Origin of the sequence: Streptomyces sp. NPDC017936, assembly GCF_044328485.1 — a bacterium.
Classification (GTDB): domain Bacteria; phylum Actinomycetota; class Actinomycetes; order Streptomycetales; family Streptomycetaceae; genus Streptomyces.
Genome location: NZ_JBIRHK010000005.1, coordinates 348,145 through 367,714 on the forward strand (window position 1 = coordinate 348,145; position 19,570 = coordinate 367,714).

Below are 19,570 nucleotides of genomic sequence, written 5' to 3' on the forward strand. Positions count from 1 at the left end.
CGAGGCCCGACCAAGGGCCGTACCCCTCACCCTCAACGGGAGTGAACCCACATGGGTATGAAGGACAAGTTCCAGGACCAGGCCGAGCAGTGGCAGAACCAGGCCAAGCAGAAGATGGAGCAGGCCAAGGAGCCGGCTCAGCAGCGTGGCCGCGGCCGCCGCGACCGGGACGAGAGCATGCCCGAGCACGAGCGCGAGCGCAGCCAGCGCGAGCGCGAGCGCGAGGAGCAGGACCGGCTCGACGCGGACTACGACGTGTGACGTCTGACGTCCTGAACTGAAGCACCGCGGAAGGGGTGCCCCGCCCAGGGGCACCCCTTTCTTCGCCTGCCGCGACTCCAACGGCCCGCCGGGCAGCGCCCCTTGGGGCGCCTCCGGGGCGGGACCGGGCCGGACGGCCCGCCGCGCGGAGGGGGCGGCGGGACCGCACCCGGCGGGCGGCGGCGCCGGCCGGGGAGCCGGACGGAGCGTCGTCCCCGCGCCCGGGGATCCCCGGGGCGGACCGCCCGCACGGCGATGAATCGACGTCAGGAGCCGCTGCACGAAGCGGACTTGACCGGAACCGGCACGCTCCGGGGCCGTTCCCCGGCCAGGGCGCCGGACGCCGAGGGGAGCGCCCTGTGCCCGGGTGTGGCGGTGGCCGCCCGCTGCGGATGGCCGACGGTCGGCACGCGGTTCCCGGCGGGCGCCTGTCGCCGCGGTTCCCGCCGGCCGGCGCCGGGCGGTTCCCGCCGGGCGTTCCGGCCCCGCCTCACGCCCCCGGCGGTCGTGGCGGCAGCTTCGGGCGGCTGCGGTCGGGGATGTTCGTGTGGCCGGGGGGAGAGGCCGGCGGATCGGTCTCGAGGAGGTCCAGGGCCAGCCGCACCGCGTCGTCGAGCTGGGCGTAGCGGCCCTCCGCCCAGTCCAGGGGGGTGCGCAGGGCCTCCACGTCGGGGAGGACGCCGTGGTTCTCCACGGACCAGCCGTACTCCTCGAACCAGGCCGCGTTCATCGGGACGGTGATGACCGTGCCGTCGCCGAGCCGGTGCCGTCCGGTCATGCCGACGACTCCGCCCCAGGTCCGCTGGCCGACGACCGGCCCGAGTCCCAGCAGCTTGAAGGCCGCGGTGATCATGTCGCCGTCGGACGAGGTGGCCTCGTCGGCGAGCGCGACCACCGGCCCCCGGGGCGCGTTCGAGGCGTAGGACACCGGCTGGGCGTCCCGGGTCAGGTCCCAGCCGAGGATCGTGCGGGTCAGCTTCTCCACGACCAGCTCGCTGATGTGCCCGCCGGCGTTGCCCCGCACGTCGACGAGGAGCGCGGGCCGGGACATCTCCTTGCGCAGGTCGCGGTTGAACTGGGCCCAGCCGGAACCGCCCATGTCGGGGATGTGCAGGTAGCCGCACTTGCCGCCGCTCAGCTCCCGCACGACCGCACGCCGCTTGGCCACCCAGTCCTGGTAGCGCAGCGGCCGTTCGTCGACGAGGGGGACGACGGCGACGCGCCGGGACGGGCCGGTCTCGCCCTCGCCCGGGGCGAAGGTGAGCTCGACGGTCGTGCCGCCCGCCTGGGCGAGCAGCGGGTAGGGGCCGGCCACCGGGTCCACCGGCCGCCCGCCGACGTGGGTGAGCACGGCGCCCGCCCGGATCCCGGTGCCCGCCAGCGGCGACCGCGCCTTGGAGTCGGAGGAGTCGCCGGCCAGGATCCGCCTGACCGTCCAGCCGCCCTCCCGGTGCTCGAAGTTGGCGCCCAGCAGGCCCTGCCGGCGCTGGTAGTGGGGCGGCCCCTCGTTGCGCCGGGCGGCGGTGACGTAGGCGTGCGAGGTGCCCAGCTCGCCCAGCACCTCCCGCAGCAGGTCGGCGAACTCGTCGGGGGAGGCGACCCGGTCGATCAGCGGCCGGTACTGCTCCAGCACCGCGTCCCAGTCGATGCCGCACATCCCCGGGTCCCAGAAGTACGCGCGGATCAGCCGACCGGCCTCCGCGTACGCCTGCCGCCACTCGGCGCCCGGGTCGACCTCGTGCGTGATGCGGCGTGCGTCGATCCAGACGGTCGTGTCGAGGTCGCCGGACTCGGTGGAGGGCACGGCCCGCAGGTCGCCCTCGTCGACCACGACGAGCCGGGTGCCGTCCCCGCTGACCGTGAACCAGTCCAGGTGCCCGACGAGTTCGGACTTCTTCGCCTTGCTGATGGCGAAGTGCTCCAGCGTGGGCCGTCCGCTGGTGTCGTCCGGGTTGACGAAGGTCTCGCCGAGCGCGCCCGAGATCGGCCAGCGCAGCCACACCAGGCCGCCGCCCGCCACCGGGGACAGCGCCGAGTACTTGGAGGCGGCCACCGGGAACGGCGTCACCCGGTTCTCCAGCCCCTCGGCCTCGACGGTGACCGTCCCGTCCGCGCCCTCGTCGTCCTCCGGCGGGTCCAGCCCCCCGGCGGCCGGGCGGCCCTCGGGGCTCAGCGCGAAGGGGGAGGGCGTCGCGGAGGACAGGGGCACCAGGTAGGGGCGGCAGCCGAGCGGGAAGGACAGGTCGCCGGTGTGCACGTCGTAGACGGGGTCGAAGCCGCGCCAGGAGAGGAAGGCGAGGTAGCGGCCGTCGCGGGTGAAGACGGGGCTCTCGTCCTCGAACCGGCCGTCGGTCACGTCGACGATCAGCCGGTCGTCCTTGCCGGGTCCCGGGATCCGGGCCATCTTGATCTGCCGCAGCGTCCGCCCGATCCCCGGGTGCGACCAGGTCAGCCACCCCCCGTCCGGGGAGAACGCCAGGTCCCGCACCGGCCCGTTGATCGACCGGATCAGCTCGGTGACCCGGCCGTCGGCGTCCTCCGTGGCGTCGAGCAGCAGCAGCCGCCCGTCGTGCGAGGCGATGGCGAGCCGCTCGCCCTCCGGGTCGGACACCATCTCCAGCACCCGCCCCACCTCCCCGGACGCCAGCCGGAGCGGCGCGCGGTCACCGCTCGCGCGGGGCAGCTGGGCGATCTCGACGGCGTCCTCGCCCTCCGCGTCGGTCACGTAGGCGATCCGCCCGCTCGAGCCGAGCATCTCCGGGAGCCGGACCCGCACGCCGGGCACGTCGGTGAGGGTCCGCGCGGGGCCGTCGCGGTGCGTCAGCCAGTACAGGCTGCCCCGGACCACGACCGCGCTGGCCCGCCCGGTCTCGTCCACGGAGATCCCGTCCACGTGCTGGGCGGCCGGGATCTGGTACGGCCGCCGCCCGGCGCGCGGCCCGCTCAGCCGCACGTCGAGGCGGCGCGGCTCGGAGTCCGCGGACAGGTCGTCGACGATCCACAGGTCCCCGGCGCACTGGTAGACCACCCGCGTGCCGTCGCTGGAGGCGTGCCGGGCGTAGAAGGCGTCGTGGTCGGTGTGCCGGCGCAGGTCGGAGCCGTCGGGGGCGCACGAGTAGAGGTTGCCGACGCCCTCGTGGTCGGAGAGGAAGGCGATGCGCCCGCCGGCGAACATCGGCGAGTGGAGGTGGCCGCCGAGGTCGGGCAGGAGGCGCCGGCCGTGCAGCCAGAGCCGGCCCGTGGCGCCGCCCCGGTAGCGCTTCCAGGAGGCCGGCTCGTGCGGCGGGGTGCCGGTGAGCAGGAGGGTGCGGTGCCCGCTGTCGAGGTCGGCGACCTGGATGTCGGTCACCGGGCCCCAGGGGAGTTTGCGGCCGGGGTCGCCGTCGGGGGAGACCTTGTAGGCCCAGGTGAAGTAGGAGAACGGCTCGCCGTGGGAGGCGACGGCGAGGATGTCGGCGTGTCCGTCCTGGTCGGGGGGCGTCCAGCCGCACACCTGGGTGTCCGGGCTGCCCCAGTACGTCAGCCGCCGCCCCGGCCCGCCGTCCACCGGCACCAGGTGGATCTCCGGGACGAGACTGCGCCAGCTCGTGTACGCGACGTGGCGGCCGTCGGGCGAGAAGCGGGGGTGCCCGGCCTTGGCGCGGTCGACGGTGAGCCGCCAGGCGCGGCCCCCTCCGTCGAGGGGGGCCAGCCAGAGGTCGTCCTCGGCCACGAAGCACAGCAGGTCGCCGCTGAGGTGCGGCAGGCGCAGATAGCTCACCTCCCCATGCTTTTACGCCGGATGGGGGCGGGCAACTTATGCCGCCCTCACGTACGTGAGCCAGCACACGTACGAAACCGTTTCGTTTCGTTGGCGTCCGGGGTATGGTCGTGGAGTACGAACGAGCCGGTGCCGGAACAGGAGGGCACGTCATGACTGAGGTCGCCACGCCGCGTCGCAGTCGGATCACGCCCGAGCGGGAGGCCGAGCTGTACGCGGCCGTGCTCGACCTGCTCCGCGAGGTCGGCTACGACGCCCTCACCATGGACGCCGTGGCCGCCCGCACCCGGTCCAGCAAGGCGACGCTCTACCGCCAGTGGGGCGGCAAGGCCGAGCTGGTCGTGAGGGCCCTCCGGCACAACAAGCCGGACCACCTGGACCGGATCGACACCGGTTCGCTGCGGGGCGACCTGCACGCCCTGGTGCGACTCGAGGACGACTGCACCATCGAGCGGAACTCCGCGCTGATGCGGGGCGTCGCCATGGCGATGCACAGCAACCCGGACCTCCGCCAGGCGTTCCGGGCGCAGCTCGTCGAGCCGGAGCTGTCCGGGTTCCACCAGGTCATCCAGCGGGCCGTCGACCGGGGCGAGGTCCGTGCGGACTGCCCCGCGCTGGAGTTCCTGCTGCACATGATGGTCGGCGGCTTCGCCACCCGGGCGCTGCTCGACGACCAGCCGCCCAGCCAGGAGTTCCTCACCTCGTACATCGACGCCGTGGTCCTCCCCGCCCTCGGCGCCCCCACCGCCTGACCGCCCCCGCGGTCCGCCCCACCTGACGTCACCGCTCACGTCGTCGGGCCGATCACCCCTGCCTTCCCGCCGGGTTGGTCACCCCTGCCCCGGGGCCCGTGCCCCTCCATCCCACGACCTGACCGGGAGTACGCCTCCATGGCCACGTTCCTCTATAAACTGGGCCGGCTCGCCTTCCGGCGACGGCACTTCGTCGCCCTGCTGTGGGTGGCGCTGCTGACGCTCGCGGGCGTCGGCGCGGCCTCCGCCCCCACCGCCGGCAGCACCTCCTTCTCCATCCCCGGCACGGAAGCGCAGAAAGCTTTCGACCTGCTGGAACAGCGCTTCCCCGGGATGAGCGCCGACGGCGCCACCGCCCGCGTCGTCTTCCAGGCGCCCGCCGGCGAGAAGATGACGGACGCCGGCAACAGGGCCACCGTCGAGAAGACCGTCCAGGAGCTCTCCGACGGCTCCGAGGTCGCCTCCGTCGCCGATCCCTTCCAGGCGAAGGCCGTCAGCAAGGACGGCACGATCGCGTACGCCTCCGTGAAGTACGAGGTCTCCGGCATGGAGCTGGAGGACTCCTCGCGCGAGGCGCTGGAGGAGGCCGCGCAGCAGGCGCGGGACGGCGGCCTGACCGTCGAGATCGGCGGTGACGCGCTCAACACGACCCCCGAGACCGGCGCCACCGAGATCATCGGCATCGCCGTCGCCGCGGTCGTCCTCGTCATCACCTTCGGTTCGCTGATCGCGGCCGGCATGCCGCTGCTGACGGCGATCATCGGCGTCGGCATCGGCGTCTCCGCGATCACCGCCCTGGCGAGCACGCTGGACCTCGGCTCCACGACCTCCACGCTCGCCTCGATGATCGGTCTCGCGGTCGGCATCGACTACGCCCTCTTCATCGTCTCCCGCTACCGCGGCGAGCTGGCCGAGGGCCGCTCCCGCGAGGACGCGGCCGGCCGCGCCGTCGGCACCGCGGGCTCCGCGGTCGTCTTCGCCGGCCTGACGGTCGTCATCGCCCTCGTCGGCCTCTCCGTCGTCAACATCCCGATGCTGACGAAGATGGGCGTCGCCGCGGCCGGCACGGTGGCCATCGCCGTCCTCATCGCCCTGACGATGATCCCCGCCCTGCTCGGCTACGCGGGCCGCAAGGTGCGCCCGGCCGGCGAGAAGAGCCGGCTGCTCGGCGGCGGCCGCGCCGCGTCCGCCGCGAAGGCCGCCAGGCCCAACATGGGCACCCGCTGGGCGAGCTTCGTCGTCCGCCGCCCGGTCGCCGTCCTGCTGCTGGGCGTGCTGGGCCTGGGCGCCGCGGCCGTCCCGGCGTCCTCCCTCGAACTGGGCCTGCCCGACGACGGCTCCCAGCCGACCTCCACGACCCAGCGCCGGGCCTACGACCTCCTCTCCGAGGGCTTCGGCCCCGGCTTCAACGGCCCGCTGATGGTCGTGGTCGACGCCCGCGACAGTGACGACGCGCAGGCCGCGTTCACCGAGGTCGGCGACGGGATCAGGGGTATCGACGGGGTCGTCACGGTCACCCCGGCCGCCCCGAACAAGGCGGGCGACACGGCCACCATCACGGTCATCCCCGACTCGAAGCCGTCCTCGGTCACGACGGAGGAACTGGTCCACGCCATCCGCGACAAGGGTGCGGAGATCAAGGCCGGCACGGACGCCGAGGTCCTGGTCACCGGCTCCACGGCGATGAACATCGACATCTCGCAGAAGATGAACGACGCGCTCGTCCCGTACCTGATCCTGGTGGTCGGCCTGGCGTTCCTGCTGCTGATCGTGGTCTTCCGCTCGATCCTGGTCCCGCTGAAGGCGGCCCTGGGCTTCCTGCTCAGCGTGCTGGCGGCGCTCGGCGCCGTGGTCGCGGTCTTCCAGTGGGGCTGGCTGGCCGGGCTGTTCGGCGTCGAGGAGACCGGTCCGGTCATGTCGATGATGCCGATCTTCATGGTCGGCGTGGTCTTCGGCCTCGCGATGGACTACGAGGTCTTCCTCGTGACCCGGATGCGCGAGGCGTACATCCACGGCGAGACCCCCGGCCAGGCCGTGGTGACCGGCTTCAGGCACGGCGCGCGGGTGGTCACGGCCGCCGCGGTGATCATGATGGCGGTGTTCGCCGGCTTCATCGGCTCGTCGGAGTCGATGGTGAAGATGATCGGCTTCGGCCTCGCCGTCGCGGTCTTCTTCGACGCCTTCGTCGTCCGCATGGCGATCGTCCCGGCCGTGCTGGCCCTGCTCGGCAAGAAGGCCTGGTGGCTGCCGAAGTGGCTGGACCGCGCCCTGCCGAACGTCGACATCGAGGGCGAGGGCCTGAGGACCGGCGCCGACGCGCGCCGCACGGACCCGGACGAGGACCGGGAACTCGCCCGGGCGTGACGCCCCGGACGGACTGAAGGACCGCCGGTGAGGGTTCCGTGGGGACGGGGCGCCCTCACCGGCTTCTTCCGTTCCCCGCTACGACGCGGTCAGCCACCGGTGCAGCGCCGTGTGGACGGTGGCGGGGAGGGCGCTCAGCCGGTCGATGGCCTCGAGGTCGCCCGGCATGGGGGCGATGCCGGCGGCGGTGAGCGCGGCGTGGATCTCCAGACGGCGTACGTCCCGCGGGTCGAGGGCGGGATCGAGACGCCGGGCGGGCTGGGGCGGCGCCAGCAGGAAGTCGTCGTGGGCCCAGGACGGCCGGCGGCCGGACAGGGTGGTGGGGGCCATGGACGGGCTCCTTCCTCTCGGGGGTGCGGTGCGGGTGATGCGTCGTGCGGGGGGACTCGGCTCCGGGTCGCACCGGTTGCGGCCGGCCCGAGGATGCACCCGGATGCAGCAACGCGCCCCGGAGCGGTCGTACGGCCTGCCGGAACCGTGCGCCCTCCCGCCGGCCCTCCCGCCCTTCCTGCGCGCCCTCCGTCCTCCGGTGACGGCTGTGACGCACTTTCGGGTGAGCGGCCGGACCGGGTGGGGGCGGTGGGCCGTGCGGGAGCGGGGCCGTCGTGCATTCGCCTCATAGATGGACATTGCAGGGGAGAGTCACCGGAATGTGAAGGATGTGTAACGCGGGGTGTGGATGGGGCACACGGGGCGTGTCGGGTCATCAAGGTGGGTTCTGCGGCCGATCGGGCCGTGATCCGCACCACACGAGGAGACCTAGTGTCCGTTTCGACTGTTTCCGCCCGTCGTCTGGCGGCCACCGCCGTCGCGGCCGCCGCCGTGCTCGGGGCGGCGGCGCTGCCGGCGTCCGCCGCGGGCCACCAGGGTCAGGACCGGCCGAGGGTGGAGATCAGCGACGTGCAGTACGACGCGCCGGGCTTCGACACCCGCTCCCACCGCTCCTTGAACAAGGAGTGGGTGGAACTCACCAACACCACCCGCCACGCGGTCAACCTGCACGGGTGGACGCTGTCGGACGAGGACGGCGACACCTACACCTTCCGCCGCTACCGCCTCGCCCCCCGCGCCACGGTCCGCATCCACACCGGTGAGGGCCGCGACACCCGCACCGACCTGTACCAGGACCGCTCCCGCCACGTGTGGGACAACAGCTCCGACACGATCACCCTCCGCAACGACCGTCACCGCTTCGTCGACGAGTACTCCTGGGGCCGCAACCGCCACGACGACGACCGCCACGACGGGGACCGCCACCGCGACGGCGACCGCCACCGCGACGGCGACCGCCACCGCGACGGCGACCGCCGGCACGACGGCTCCCGCCACGGCGGCGACCGCCACTGACGCACCACCCCCCAGCCGGCCGCTGACGGCGGCCGGCTGACCACCACGGCACCGACGGAATCCGCGAGAACGGCGGCGCGTCCGACCCCCACCCCGGGCCGGACGCGCCGCCCGTTCGCGTTCCGCGCTGCCCGGCGTCCTCCCGGACGCCCCCTCGGAGCCACCCCGCACGGGGGCGTCGGCCCGGCTCGCGCTCCTGGCGGGGACGGTGATGGTGCGAGGCCCGGCCGCGGGCGCGCCGAGCGGGGGGGCGTGCCGCGGCACGCGCCACGGGCCGCCCCTCCCGGAACTCGCTCGCGTGCGCCGTGCGCACGCCGCTACGGTGCCGGGCATGACGACGACCGCCGCCACCGACGCCGGGAACTCCGGAGCGCACCCCCGTTTCGCCGAGGCCCTGGACGCCCTCGGACTGGGCGATCTGCGCGCCCGTGTCCTCCGCTTCCCCGACGCGACGCGCACCGCCGCCGAGGCCGCCGCCGCGATCGGCTGCGAACTGAGCGAGATCTGCAAGTCGCTGGTCTTCGCGGCGGACGGGGTGCCGGTGCTGGTGCTGATGGACGGGGCGTCCCGGGTCGACGTGGAGCTGGTGCGCGAGCAACTCGGCGCGCGCAAGGTGACGCGGGCCGACGCCGACGTCGTGCGGGAGACGACCGGGTACGCGATCGGCGGGGTGCCCCCCTTCGGGCACCGCACCCGCACCCGGGTCCTCGCCGACCGGGGCCTGCTCGCGCACGAGGTGGTGTGGGCCGCCGCGGGCACCCCGCACACCGTCTTCCCCATGGCGCCCGGCGACCTGGTCGGCCACGCCGGCGCCACCCTGGTGGACGTGCGCGAGCGCACCACGTGACCCCACTGGTCACGGCGGCCGTCCTGGTCGCCGCCGTCACGCACGCCACGTGGAACGCGATCGCCCACCGCATCACCGACAAGCTGACCGGCTTCGCCCTGATCTCGGGCGGCGGGCTGCTCATCGGTCTCGCGATGACCCCGTTCACGGCGTTCCCGGCCGCGGCGGCCTGGCCGTACCTGCTGACCTCCGCCGCGATCCACATCGCGTACTACGCGCTGCTGATGCGGTCGTTCCGGCTGGGCGACTTCGGGCAGGCGTACCCGATCGCGCGCGGCTCCGCGCCGCTCGTCGTCACGGTCCTGGCCGCCGTCTTCGCGCACGAGGTGCCGGACGGCTGGGCGGTCGCCGGCATCGCGCTGTCCTGCGCGGGCCTGACCGGCATCGCCCTGTGGGGGCTGCGCGGGCGCCGGCCGGACCGGGCGGCGATCGGCGCCGCGTCGGCGACCGGCCTGACCATCGCCGCGTACACCGTCGTCGACGGCCTCGGCGTACGTGCCTCGGGCTCCTCCCTCGGCTACATCGCCTGGCTGATGACCGTCCAGGGCACCGTCATCCCGGCCTGCGTCCTCGCCCGCCGGCGCTCCGGGACGCTCGCCGTCCTGCGCCCGCACGCCGCCCTCGGCCTGCTCGGCGCCGCCCTGTCCGTCACGGCCTACGCCCTCGTCCTGTGGGCGCAGACCCGTGCCGAACTGGCGCCGATCGCCGCCCTGCGCGAGTCGTCGATCATCGTCGGCGCGGCGATCGGAGCGGTCTTCTTCAAGGAACGCTTCGGCGCGCCCCGCATCGCCGCGGCCGGACTCGTGGTCGTGGGCATCGGGCTGATGCTGCACGCGGCCTGAGGCGCTGCGGGACCGCGAGGCTCCGGCGGGCGCCCCTAGGGACGCGCGTACGGCCGCGTCATGATCTCCATGTTGTGCCCGTCCGGGTCGGCGAAGTAGGCGCCCCGGCCGCCGAACAGGTCGTTGGTGCGGCCGGGTTCGGTGTGCCGGGGGTCGGCGTAGTACGTGACGCCGACGGCCTCCAGGCGGCTGATCATCGCGTCGAACTGCTCGTCCGGCACGAGGAAGGCGTAGTGCTGGGGCTGGACGGGCTCGTCGCGCTTCTCGTAGAAGTCGAGGGTGACGCCGTTGCCGAGGTCCACCGGCAGGAACGGCCCGAAGGGCGCTCCCACCCGCAGTCCGAGGATCGCGGCGAGGAACTCGGCCGACAGGCGGCGGTCGCTGGCGTAGACGGCGGTGTGGTCGAGCCGTGCGAGGGGGGTGGTCTGCTCTGCGGACATGAGGGGTGACGTTCTCCGGGTCTCGGGCGCCCTCGAGGGGCGGGGAAGGAAGGGGAAGGGAACGCGGACACGGCAGTGCGGCGGACCCCTCGCCCGCCCCGCACTCACGTCGAGGCCGGGAGTCCCGTTCGTGTGTGGCCCATGGCCGACCCGGCAGTCACCCGGGCGACGTTAGTGACGGTCGCGGACCGGTGCAATCGGGATTTCGGCCGGTGCGAGCGGGATTTCGGCCGGTGCGCGACGGCGGTGGCCTACGACCGACGGCCCAGGTCCGCTCCGCCGCGTCTCCTCCCCGGGCCCGACGACCTCCCGCGCGCCGACGCCTACGGTGGCGTCATGCCTGAGACCGGACAGTTCACCCCCGACGACCTGGACGCCTACTTCCGCCGCATCGGCCGGCCGGGCGCGCGGCGCGCCGACGTGGAGACGCTGCGGGACGTGCACCTGGCCCACATCCGTGCGATCCCCTTCGAGAACATCGACCCCGTCCGCGGCACCGCCCCCTCCCTCGCCGCCGCCGACCTGATCGCCAAGCTGGTCCGCGGCCGGCGCGGCGGCTACTGCTACGAGCACAACACGCTGTTCGCGGGTGTCCTGAGGGCGCTGGGCTTCCGGGTGACCGGGCTCGGGGCACGGGTGGTCGTCGGCGCGGAACGGTTCGAGGACCGCCCGCGCACCCACATGGCCCTGCTCGTCGAGGCCCCCGGCGACCCGCAGCCCTATCTCGCGGACGTCGGCTTCGGCGCGCCCGGCGCCCTGCTCGAACCGGTCCCGCTGACCCCGGGCGCCGAGTTCCGCGGCGCCGGCCGCCGCCACCGCCTGGTGCACGCCCCGCACCGCGGCCCGCTGAAGCTGTGGGTGCTGGAGGCGTACGGGCCGGAGAAGGAACCGGAGGACGGGCCGGCTCCGGTGCCGGGCGCCTGGCAGGCCCAGTACGCCTTCACCCTCGAACCCTTCGAGCACGCCGACTACGAGGTGATCAACTGGCACGTCGCCACCAACCCCCGCTCCCCGTTCAGCCGCCGCCCCTACGTCCAGCGCGTCACCTCCGACCGCCACCTCCTGCTGGACGGCAGCCGCCTCACCGAGACCCGCGCCGACGGCACCGTCACCGAACGCGAGCTCACCGGGGAGGCGGAGACCCGCCGTGTCCTGGACGAGGAGTTCGGCATCGCCGTGCCCGAGGGCACGACGCTGCCGGCCTGACCCGCGTGGGTGCGCCCGACCGTCCGGAGGCGCACCCTGGAATCAGATGTTCCGGAGGTGATCCAGGATGAAGACCGCTGTGGGATGGCACGTCGAGCTGGAGTTCCAGGAGGACGACCAGCACACGCGCGCGGCCGCGCTGGTGCGGCTGCCCGACGGGAGCGAGGTCAGGTCCCACGGGCAGGCCAGCCGCCATCGCGTCGACGCCAATCAGCCCAGGGTCGGCGAGGAGATAGCGGGCGCCCGTGCTCTGAACGAGCTCGCCATGGAGCTCCTCACCAAGGCCCACACGGAGATCGACGAGGCGTCGGGGCGCACGTCGCACCCGATCCACGTCTGAGGGTGGTCCTGGTCGTGGGCCGAGCCGCCGCACCGGCGGAGCGGCCCACGACCGCCGTCCGACGGCCCCCCGACGGCCGCCGCTCCACCAGTGGGCCGTGACCTGCGTCCGGCCCGTCCTCAGCCTCCGGCCGACAGGGCCGTCCGCACCGCCCGCACCAGGGCCTGGGCCCGCGGGTCCGCCGTCACGCTCGAGCGGAAGCCGTTGGTGACGTAGCCGAAGGCGATGCCGGACTCGGGGTCGGCGAAGCCGAGGGCGCCGCCGCGGCCGGGATGGCCGAAGGAGCCGGGGGACAGCAGCGGGGACGCGGCGCCGTGCAGCATGTGGCCGAGGCCGAAGCGCGTGTGCACCACCAGCACCCGGTCCGCGCCCGCCGACCGCTCGACGCGTGCCGCCCGCACCGTCTCCGGCGCGAACAGGCGGGCGCCGCCCTCCACTTCGCCGATCAGCGACGCGTAGAAGCGCGCCAGCCCGTCCGCCGTGGCGATGCCGTTGGAGGCGGGCAGGACGGCGGCCCGGTACGCGGGGTCGTTCTCGTCGGGCATCGGCGTGATCGCGGCGAAGGCGCGGCGGGTGAGGGAGGCGGGGTCGGCGTAGGCGTCGGCGACGGCCCGCTTGGGCCGGGTCCGCAGCGCCCCGGTCCGCGCGGGCGCCTCGACCGGTCCGACACGTCCCACGCGCGCGGCCTGCTCCGCCGGGAGCCCGACCCACAGCTCGGCCGCCACCGGCCCGGCGATCTCGTCGGCGATCCACGCGCCGATCGTCCGCCCGGTCACGCGCCGCACCAGCTCGCCCGTCAGCCAGCTGTACGTCTGCGCGTGGTAGCCGTGGTCGCTGCCCGGCTCCCACACCGGCGGCTGTGCCGCGACCGCCGCCGCGCCCAGGTCGGGATCGGCGGCCTCGGCCGGGGTCAGCGGCCGGTCCAGCACGGGCACGCCCGCGCGGTGCGCGAGCAGGTCCCGCACGAGGGTCCGCTCCTTGCCGGCCGCCTTGAACTCGGGCCAGTACGCCCCGACGGGCGCGTCCAGGTCCAGCTCCCCGCGCTGCCACAGCAGCAGCGGTACGGCGGCGGCGACGCCCTTCGTCGCCGACCGCACGATCTGTGCGGTGCCCCGCTCCCAGGGCGCCGTGCCGTCCACGTCGCGGCTGCCGCCCCACAGGTCGACGACCTGGTGCCCGTCGCGGTAGACGGCCACCGCCGCGCCCCGGTCCCCGAGCGTCTCGAAGTTGCGGACGAACGCCTCCCGCACCGGCTCGAAGCCCTCGGCCACCGCACCGTTCACGTCCACGCCCGCACGTCCTCTCGACCCGCCTCCGACCGCCTTCGACTCCGTGGGAACGCCCGGCGAGGACCTGCGATTCCTTCGTCCCGCTAGCCGAGCAGGATCGTTACGTCGATGTTGCCGCGCGTCGCGTTCGAGTACGGGCACACCTCGTGCGCCGCGTCCACCAGTTTCGCGGCGACGCCGGCGTCCAGGACGGGCAGGGAGACGCTGAGGGCGACCGCGAGTCCGTACCCGTTCGTCGTGTTCGGCCCGATCCCTACCTTCGCGGCGACGGTGGAGCCGGTCAGGTCGTAGCCCGCCCGGTTGCCGACCAGGATCAGCGCGTTGTGGAAGCAGGAGCTGTATCCGGCCGCGAACAGCTGTTCCGGGTTGGTGCCGTTGCCGTCGCCGCCCAGCTCCGGCGGCATCGCCACCTTCAGCTCGATCTGCCCGTCCTGGCTGGTGACGTAGCCGTCGCGGCCACCGTGCGCGGTGGCCTCGGCGACGTACATGATCTTCGTCGGACGGGTGTCGACTGCGGTGCCGTCAGTCATGCAGGCCTCCCCCGAAAACAGGTGCGCACAAATACATCGTGCACAAGGTACTGGCTGGTCGGTCAGTCCCCGCGCGTGGGGGGTGGCAACCGGCGGTAACCCGGGATCCGCGCGACCCGCACCCGAGTTCCTCGCGCACGCACCCGAGTTCCTCGCGCACGCACCCGGTCCGGCGGCTGTGGCCCAGGCCGGCGGCGTGCGGCGGCCGGGGCCGGCGGCGTGCGGGCCCGGTCCGGCGCGGGCGCGCCCACGCTCCGCACGGGCGCGCCCGGGGTCAGCGCCCGCGGTCCGCGGCCGCCCCGGCCCGCTCCGCGAGCTGCCACAGCTCCTCGCGCAACCGGTCGACGTCCGTCCCGCCCAGGCCCGTCGCCGTGAGCAGCGCGCCCGGCACGCGCGCCGCGCGCTCGCGCAGTTCCTCGCCCCGCCCGGTGCACGCGACCAGCACCGAACGCTCGTCGTGCGCCGCGCGCTCCCGGCGTACCAGCCCCGCGCTCTCCAGCCGCTTCAGCAGCGGCGACACCGTCCCGTAGTCGAGCCGGAGCGCGGCGGCCAGCTCCTTGACCGTGGTCTCGCCGCGCTCCCACAGCACCAGCAGGACGAGGTACTGCGGGTAGGTCAGGCCGAGTTCGTCGAGGAGCGGACGGTAGGCGGACGTCACCGCGCGCTGGGCCGCGTACAGCGCGAAGCACAGCTGGTCGTCGAGGAGCTGCGAGCCCTCGGTCTCCTGGTTCGTCACGCGCCCATTGTCACGGACCGCGGGTCGAAGCCGAAGGGCAGCTCCAGGCGGTGGGCCCGCATCAGCTCCTCGTCGGAGAGCAGCGCGCCGGTCGGGCCGTCGGCCGCGATCACGCCCTCGCTCAGGATCAGGGAGCGCGGGCACAGCTCCAGCGCGTACGGCAGGTCGTGCGTGACCATGAGGACCGTCACGTCCAGGGAGCGCAGGATGTCGGCGAGTTCGCGGCGCGAGGCGGGGTCGAGGTTGGAGGACGGCTCGTCCAGGACGAGGATCTCCGGCTCCATCGCCAGCACGGTCGCGACGGCGACCCGGCGGCGCTGGCCGAAGGAGAGGTGGTGCGGGGGACGGTCCTTGAAGCCGGCCATGCCGACCCGCTCGAGCGCCCGGTCCACGCGCTCCTCCAGTTCGGCGCCCTTCAGCCCGGCCGCCGCCGGCCCGAACGCCACGTCCTCGCGCACGGTGGGCATGAACAACTGGTCGTCCGGGTCCTGGAAGACGATGCCGACCTTGCGCCGGATCTCCGCCATGTGCCGCTTGCCGACGGGCAGTCCGGCGACCGTCACCGTGCCCGCGCCGCCGGTCAGGATGCCGTTGAGGTGCAGCACGAGCGTGGTCTTGCCGGCGCCGTTCGGGCCGAGCAGCGCGACGCGTTCCCCGCGCGCGAGGGAGAAGTCCACGCCGAACAGGGCCTGGTGGCCGTCGGGGTAGGCGAAGGCGAGGCCGGAGACCTCCAGAGAAGCAGTCACAGCGTCCATCCCAACACGCAGACGACGAGCGCGGCGAACGGCAGGGCGAAGGCGTACGCCCACTGCGCCCGGTCCGCGGTCACCTCGTCGATCACCGGCATCGCGCCGGCGTACCCCCGGCTCACCATGGCCAGGTGCACCCGCTCCCCGCGCTCGTAGGAGCGGATGAACAGGGCGCCCGCCGACTTCGCCAGCACTCCCCAGTGCCGTACGCCCCGCGCCTCGAAGCCGCGCGACTCGCGCGCGATCCTCATCCGCCGCATCTCGTCCGTGATGACGTCGCCGTAGCGGATCATGAAGGACGCGATCTGCACCAGCAGCGGGGGCAGCTTCAGCCGCTGGAGGCCGAGCAGCAGTTCGCGCAGCTCCGTGGTGGACGCCAGCAGGACGGAGGCGGCGACGCCCAGGGTGCCCTTGGCGAGCACGTTCCAGGCGCCCCACAGGCCGCCCACGCTGAGCGACAACCCGAGGACGTCCACCCGCTCGCCCTCCGCCACGAACGGCATCAGCACCGCGAACGCGACGAACGGCACCTCGATCAGCAGCCGCTTCAGCAGGAAGCCGGCCGGTACGCGCGCGCGGTGCGCGACGGCGCCGAGCAGGACCGCGTACAGGCCGAACGCCCACATCGCCTCCCGCGGCGTCGACACGACGACCAGGACGAAGGCGAACGTGGCGGCGAGCTTGGTGTGCGGCGGCAGGGCGTGCACCGGCGAGTGGCCGTGCCGGTACAGCTTGTGCGCGTGTCCCGCACCCATGTCAGGCGCTCGTGCCCGAGGGCGACACGTCGTCCGTGCGGCGCCTGCGCACCGTCCAGAACACCGCGCTGCCCGCCGCGACGGTCACGCCCACGCCGATCACGCCGGCGAGGCCGCCGGACAGCCGGGCGTCGTCGACGTCCTTGACGCCGTAGTCGGCGAGCGGCGAGCCGGCGGCCGCGTGCTCCTCGGCCTTGGCGTCGATGCCCTTGTCGGCGGCGACCTTCTCCAGCCCGTCGGGGCTCGCCGAGGCGTAGAAGCTGACGAAGCCGGCGAGGACGAGGGAGGTGACCAGACCGGTCACCCACAGCGTGCGGCGGGAGGTGCGCGCCGCGACGGGCGCCGTGCGCGCCCCCTCGGCGGCCGGCGCGTCGACGAGTTCGCCGTTCACGCGCAACCGGAGCTTCTGCTGGAGACCGCGCGCCCCGTACACCAGGTCCGGCCGTACGGCGATGACGGCGCCGACGGTCAGCGAGGTGATCAGGGCCTCGCCGATGCCGATCAGCACGTGCACGCCGACCATCGCGGTGGCGACCTTGCCGATCGCGATGTCGGTGGTGCCGCCGATCCAGTAGAAGAGGGTGAAGGCGAGGGCGGCGGCCGGGACGGACAGCAGCGCGGCGGCGAACGAGGCGACGGTGACCGAGCGGCGGGTGCGCGGGAGCACCTTCACCAGGCCGCGGAAGACGGCGTACGCGACGACCGTCGTCACGCAGGCCATCACGGTGATGTTCACGCCGAGCGCGGTCAGCCCGCCGTCGGCGAAGAGGATGCCCTGCATCAGCAGGACCACGGACACGCACAGGACCCCGGTGAAGGGGCCCACGAGTATCGCGGCGAGCGCGCCGCCCAGCAGATGTCCGCTGGTCCCGGCCGCGACGGGGAAGTTCAGCATCTGCACGGCGAAGATGAAGGCGGCCACCAGGCCGGCCAGTGGCGCCGTGCGCTCGTCGAGCTCGCGCCGCGCGCCCCGCAGGCTCACGGCGACGGCTCCGGCGGCGACGACTCCGGCGACGGCGGAGGTCGGGGCGTTGATGAATCCGTCAGGTACGTGCACCGTACGATGATAGTGGCTTGATGCGAACGGTTCGCAAGAGCGAGTGACTCGTCCGTCGTGCTCCCGGCCGTCCCCGTGTATCGCACATCTGAGATGACGCGGCCCCGGCCGAGCGGCCTCCGGGAAATGTGCGACATTGGAGGAGCGGCGGACGCACGGATTCCGCACTGGCCACGGAGTGTGAAGGGGCCGTTCGATGTCTGTAGTCGAGCAGTACGCGCGAGCCCACATCGTCACCGACGCGGACCTCCCGGAGGAGGAACGGGCGGCGGTCCCCGTCGTCCTGCGCTACGACCCCGACGAGGATCCGCGCACGGTCCGCGTGGGGATACCCGGGACCCATGAGCACAGCGTCGCCCGGGCCCTGCTCGAACAGGGGCTGCGCGCGCCGGCCGGCACCGAAGGGGTGCGGGTGTGGCCGTGCGGACGCGTGCAGGCCGTGGTGGAGTTCCACGACGCGCAGGGCGTCTCGGTGGTGGAGTTCGAGTCCAGGACGCTGCAGCGCTTCCTGCGCCGCACCTACACGGTGACGACGCAGCCCGTCACCACCTGACGGCCGGTCCGGCGGATCACGCGGCGGCGGCTCAGCCGCCCGCCCTCAGCAGCGCCGCGACGATCGGTCCGGCGGTGTCGCCGCCGTGGCCGCCCGCCTGGACGACGCCCGCGGCCGCCAGGTCGCCGCGGTAGGCGGTGAACCAGCCGTTGGGCTTCTCCTGGCCGTCCACCTCGGCCGAGCCGGTCTTCGCGCCGTAGTCGGGGCCGAGCCCGGACATCGCCTCGGCGGCCGTGCCGGACGCGGCCGTGTAGGCCATCAGCTCCCGCAGCTGCGACAGCGTCGACGAGGACATCGTGCGCGCGGCGGTGGCGAGTTCGCGGTCGTCGACCGAGGGGTCCACCAGGTACGGCTGGTGGAAGGTGCCCGTCCTGACCGTCGCGGCGACCGACGCCATGTTCAGCGGGTTCATCCGCACCCCGCCCTGCCCGATCAGCTCGGCGGCCATCTGCGCCTTCGACTGCACCGGGACCGAGCCGTCGAAGGTGGGCACGCCGACCGCCCAGTTGTTCAGCGACAGGCCGAAGACCTGCTGGGCCTGCTTGGTCAGGCTGTCGTCGTCGAGGTCGCCGGCCTGGCTGATGAAGGCGGTGTTGCAGGAGCGCGCGAAGCTCGCCTTGAAGGTGCCGCCCTTGATCTCGAACTCGTCGTCGTTCTGGAACTTCCAGCCGCCGTACGTGAAGTACTTCGGGCACGGGTGCGCCTTGTCCGCCGACGCCAGGCCCTTCTCGATCAGCAGCGAGGAGGTGATGACCTTCATCGTGGAGCCGGGCGCCAGGGAGCCCTGGAAGGCCGTGTTGAAGTGGGGGTTGCTGTTGGCCACCGCGAGGATCTCGCCCGTCGAGGCCCGCGTGAGGACGACGGAGGCGCGCGGGCGGCTCGCCACCTGCTTCTCCGCCTCGGCCTGCAGGGTGGGGCTCAGCGTCGTCCTCACCGTGCCCGGGGTGCCCTCGCTGAGCTCCAGGAGCGTCTTGTCGGAGGACTTCTTCGCCTTCGACGCCTTGCCGCGCACCACCCGCAGTTCGACGCCGGCCGTGCCGCCGGCCGTCTTGCCGTACTTCTCGCGCAGCCCGTCGAGCACGGTCGCCAGCGACGGGTACTTCTTCGCGGTCAGCTCGCCGCCGTGCTTGTCGAGCGCCTTGACGGGCGGGGTGCCGGACTCGCCGGTCACCAGGGTGTCGCCGTCGGCCAGGTCGGGGTGGACCACCGAGGCGTGCCAGTCCACCAGCGGCTCGCCGTCCGAGGCCCGCCGCACCACGGCCAGCGCGCTGCTGTACGCCAGCGGCTTGGCGGTCTTCTTGTAGCTGACCGTCCCCTTCACGGAGAACGGGACCTTGTCGCCCGCGCGCGTGCCCGCGGTGAGGGTGACGCCGGTGACGTGGGCGTCCTTGGCGTAGCCGGTGAGCAGGGCGGTGGCGGCCGCCGGGTCGTCGGTGGCGGCGGCGGCCCGGGCGACCTCGCCCCGCTGCCAGGCCGTGAGGAACGTGCGGGCCGCGGTGGTGACCTCGGTGGCCGACAGCGGGCCGGTCTTGACGGCGGGCTTCTTCCCGGCGCCCGCGGCCGACCCGTCCTCGGCCGCCGCTCCGCCGCCGTACAGCGCGTAGGCGCCGAGGCCCGCGCCGCCGACGACGACGGCGACCATGCCGGCGACCACGGCGGGCCGCTTGTTCCGTCGCTCGGCGACGCGCCTTCTCTTGCCCACTGCCTGCGTTCCTCCGCGATCCCCGGGGGCCGCATCGCCC

Annotated in this window: 19 protein-coding genes; 9 read left to right on the top strand and 10 right to left on the bottom strand. The window is 73.9% G+C overall.

Annotated features, from left to right (window positions below):
* Window positions 1-51 precede the first annotated feature (51 nt).
* Window positions 52-261 (top strand): hypothetical protein, encoded by a 210-nt coding sequence (locus tag ACH4F6_RS13300; protein ID WP_397960213.1) that lies wholly within the window; start codon window positions 52-54, stop codon window positions 259-261.
* A 490-nt stretch (window positions 262-751) separates the two neighbouring features.
* On the opposite strand, the gene ACH4F6_RS13305 is transcribed toward ACH4F6_RS13300, so the two are convergent.
* Window positions 752-4,021, bottom strand: coding sequence for a S41 family peptidase (locus ACH4F6_RS13305; protein ID WP_397960214.1), 3,270 nt, complete (start codon window positions 4,019-4,021; stop codon window positions 752-754).
* A gap of 152 nt (window positions 4,022-4,173) precedes the next feature.
* Between ACH4F6_RS13305 and ACH4F6_RS13310 the strand changes: the two genes are divergently transcribed.
* Both ACH4F6_RS13310 and ACH4F6_RS13315 read left to right on the top strand, forming a co-directional pair.
* Window positions 4,174-4,773, top strand: a complete 600-nt coding sequence (locus ACH4F6_RS13310) for a TetR/AcrR family transcriptional regulator (RefSeq protein ID WP_397960215.1) — start codon at window positions 4,174-4,176, stop codon at window positions 4,771-4,773.
* A gap of 138 nt (window positions 4,774-4,911) precedes the next feature.
* Complete coding sequence (locus ACH4F6_RS13315) at window positions 4,912-7,137, top strand: MMPL family transporter (protein WP_397960216.1); 2,226 nt, start codon at window positions 4,912-4,914, stop codon at window positions 7,135-7,137.
* A gap of 78 nt (window positions 7,138-7,215) precedes the next feature.
* On the opposite strand, the gene ACH4F6_RS13320 is transcribed toward ACH4F6_RS13315, so the two are convergent.
* Complete coding sequence (locus ACH4F6_RS13320; RefSeq protein ID WP_397960217.1) at window positions 7,216-7,467, bottom strand: hypothetical protein; 252 nt, start codon at window positions 7,465-7,467, stop codon at window positions 7,216-7,218.
* A gap of 432 nt (window positions 7,468-7,899) precedes the next feature.
* Here ACH4F6_RS13320 and ACH4F6_RS13325 point away from each other — a divergent pair, with 432 nt between their 5' ends.
* The 3 genes from ACH4F6_RS13325 to ACH4F6_RS13335 all read left to right on the top strand — a co-directional run bounded on the left by ACH4F6_RS13325 (window position 7,900) and on the right by ACH4F6_RS13335 (window position 10,173).
* Window positions 7,900-8,484, top strand: a complete 585-nt coding sequence (locus ACH4F6_RS13325) for a lamin tail domain-containing protein (protein WP_397960218.1) — start codon at window positions 7,900-7,902, stop codon at window positions 8,482-8,484.
* Window positions 8,485-8,815: 331 nt separating this feature from the next.
* Window positions 8,816-9,331 carry a YbaK/EbsC family protein gene (locus ACH4F6_RS13330; RefSeq protein ID WP_397960219.1) on the top strand — a complete coding sequence of 172 codons (516 nt, stop codon included), beginning with the start codon at window positions 8,816-8,818 and terminating at the stop codon, window positions 9,329-9,331.
* Window positions 9,328-10,173: an EamA family transporter gene (locus tag ACH4F6_RS13335; RefSeq protein WP_397960220.1), complete on the top strand. Its 846-nt coding sequence runs from the start codon at window positions 9,328-9,330 to the stop codon at window positions 10,171-10,173. Before ACH4F6_RS13330 ends, ACH4F6_RS13335 begins: the two co-directional genes overlap by 4 nt.
* 35 nt (window positions 10,174-10,208) lie before the next feature.
* Here the strand turns inward: ACH4F6_RS13335 and ACH4F6_RS13340 are convergent, their stop codons facing one another.
* Window positions 10,209-10,613, bottom strand: a complete 405-nt coding sequence (locus tag ACH4F6_RS13340; RefSeq protein WP_397960221.1) for a VOC family protein — start codon at window positions 10,611-10,613, stop codon at window positions 10,209-10,211.
* A gap of 336 nt (window positions 10,614-10,949) precedes the next feature.
* Here ACH4F6_RS13340 and ACH4F6_RS13345 point away from each other — a divergent pair, with 336 nt between their 5' ends.
* Entirely contained in the window at window positions 10,950-11,819 is an 870-nt protein-coding gene (locus ACH4F6_RS13345; RefSeq protein WP_397960222.1) for an arylamine N-acetyltransferase, read from the top strand.
* 67 nt (window positions 11,820-11,886) lie between these two features.
* Window positions 11,887-12,159 carry a DUF1876 domain-containing protein gene (locus tag ACH4F6_RS13350; RefSeq protein ID WP_397960224.1) on the top strand — a complete coding sequence of 91 codons (273 nt, stop codon included), beginning with the start codon at window positions 11,887-11,889 and terminating at the stop codon, window positions 12,157-12,159.
* A gap of 119 nt (window positions 12,160-12,278) precedes the next feature.
* Here ACH4F6_RS13350 and ACH4F6_RS13355 read toward each other — a convergent pair whose 3' ends face one another.
* The 6 genes from ACH4F6_RS13355 to ACH4F6_RS13380 form a co-directional block, all read right to left on the bottom strand.
* Window positions 12,279-13,448 carry a serine hydrolase domain-containing protein gene (locus ACH4F6_RS13355; RefSeq protein WP_397960225.1) on the bottom strand — a complete coding sequence of 390 codons (1,170 nt, stop codon included), beginning with the start codon at window positions 13,446-13,448 and terminating at the stop codon, window positions 12,279-12,281.
* A gap of 83 nt (window positions 13,449-13,531) precedes the next feature.
* On the bottom strand, window positions 13,532-13,978 hold the full coding sequence (locus ACH4F6_RS13360; protein ID WP_397960226.1) for an organic hydroperoxide resistance protein: 447 nt from the start codon (window positions 13,976-13,978) through the stop codon (window positions 13,532-13,534).
* Between the two features lie 274 nt (window positions 13,979-14,252).
* A complete protein-coding gene (locus ACH4F6_RS13365) occupies window positions 14,253-14,714 on the bottom strand; it encodes a MarR family winged helix-turn-helix transcriptional regulator (protein ID WP_397960227.1) in 462 nt (153 codons plus the stop codon).
* A complete protein-coding gene (locus tag ACH4F6_RS13370) occupies window positions 14,711-15,469 on the bottom strand; it encodes an energy-coupling factor ABC transporter ATP-binding protein (protein WP_397960228.1) in 759 nt (252 codons plus the stop codon). The genes ACH4F6_RS13365 and ACH4F6_RS13370 overlap by 4 nt, the downstream gene beginning before the upstream one ends.
* On the bottom strand, window positions 15,457-16,218 hold the full coding sequence (cbiQ, locus tag ACH4F6_RS13375; RefSeq protein ID WP_397960229.1) for a cobalt ECF transporter T component CbiQ: 762 nt from the start codon (window positions 16,216-16,218) through the stop codon (window positions 15,457-15,459). The genes ACH4F6_RS13370 and cbiQ overlap by 13 nt, the downstream gene beginning before the upstream one ends.
* Before the next feature lies 1 nt (window position 16,219).
* The gene (locus ACH4F6_RS13380) at window positions 16,220-17,275 is read right to left on the bottom strand and encodes an energy-coupling factor ABC transporter permease (protein ID WP_397960230.1); all 1,056 of its coding nucleotides are present in this window, start codon (window positions 17,273-17,275) and stop codon (window positions 16,220-16,222) included.
* A 196-nt stretch (window positions 17,276-17,471) separates the two neighbouring features.
* Between ACH4F6_RS13380 and ACH4F6_RS13385 the strand changes: the two genes are divergently transcribed.
* Window positions 17,472-17,828 carry an SsgA family sporulation/cell division regulator gene (locus tag ACH4F6_RS13385; protein ID WP_397960231.1) on the top strand — a complete coding sequence of 119 codons (357 nt, stop codon included), beginning with the start codon at window positions 17,472-17,474 and terminating at the stop codon, window positions 17,826-17,828.
* Window positions 17,829-17,859: 31 nt separating this feature from the next.
* Here the strand turns inward: ACH4F6_RS13385 and ACH4F6_RS13390 are convergent, their stop codons facing one another.
* Window positions 17,860-19,530: a penicillin-binding transpeptidase domain-containing protein gene (locus tag ACH4F6_RS13390; RefSeq protein WP_397960232.1), complete on the bottom strand. Its 1,671-nt coding sequence runs from the start codon at window positions 19,528-19,530 to the stop codon at window positions 17,860-17,862.
* Window positions 19,531-19,570 lie beyond the last annotated feature (40 nt).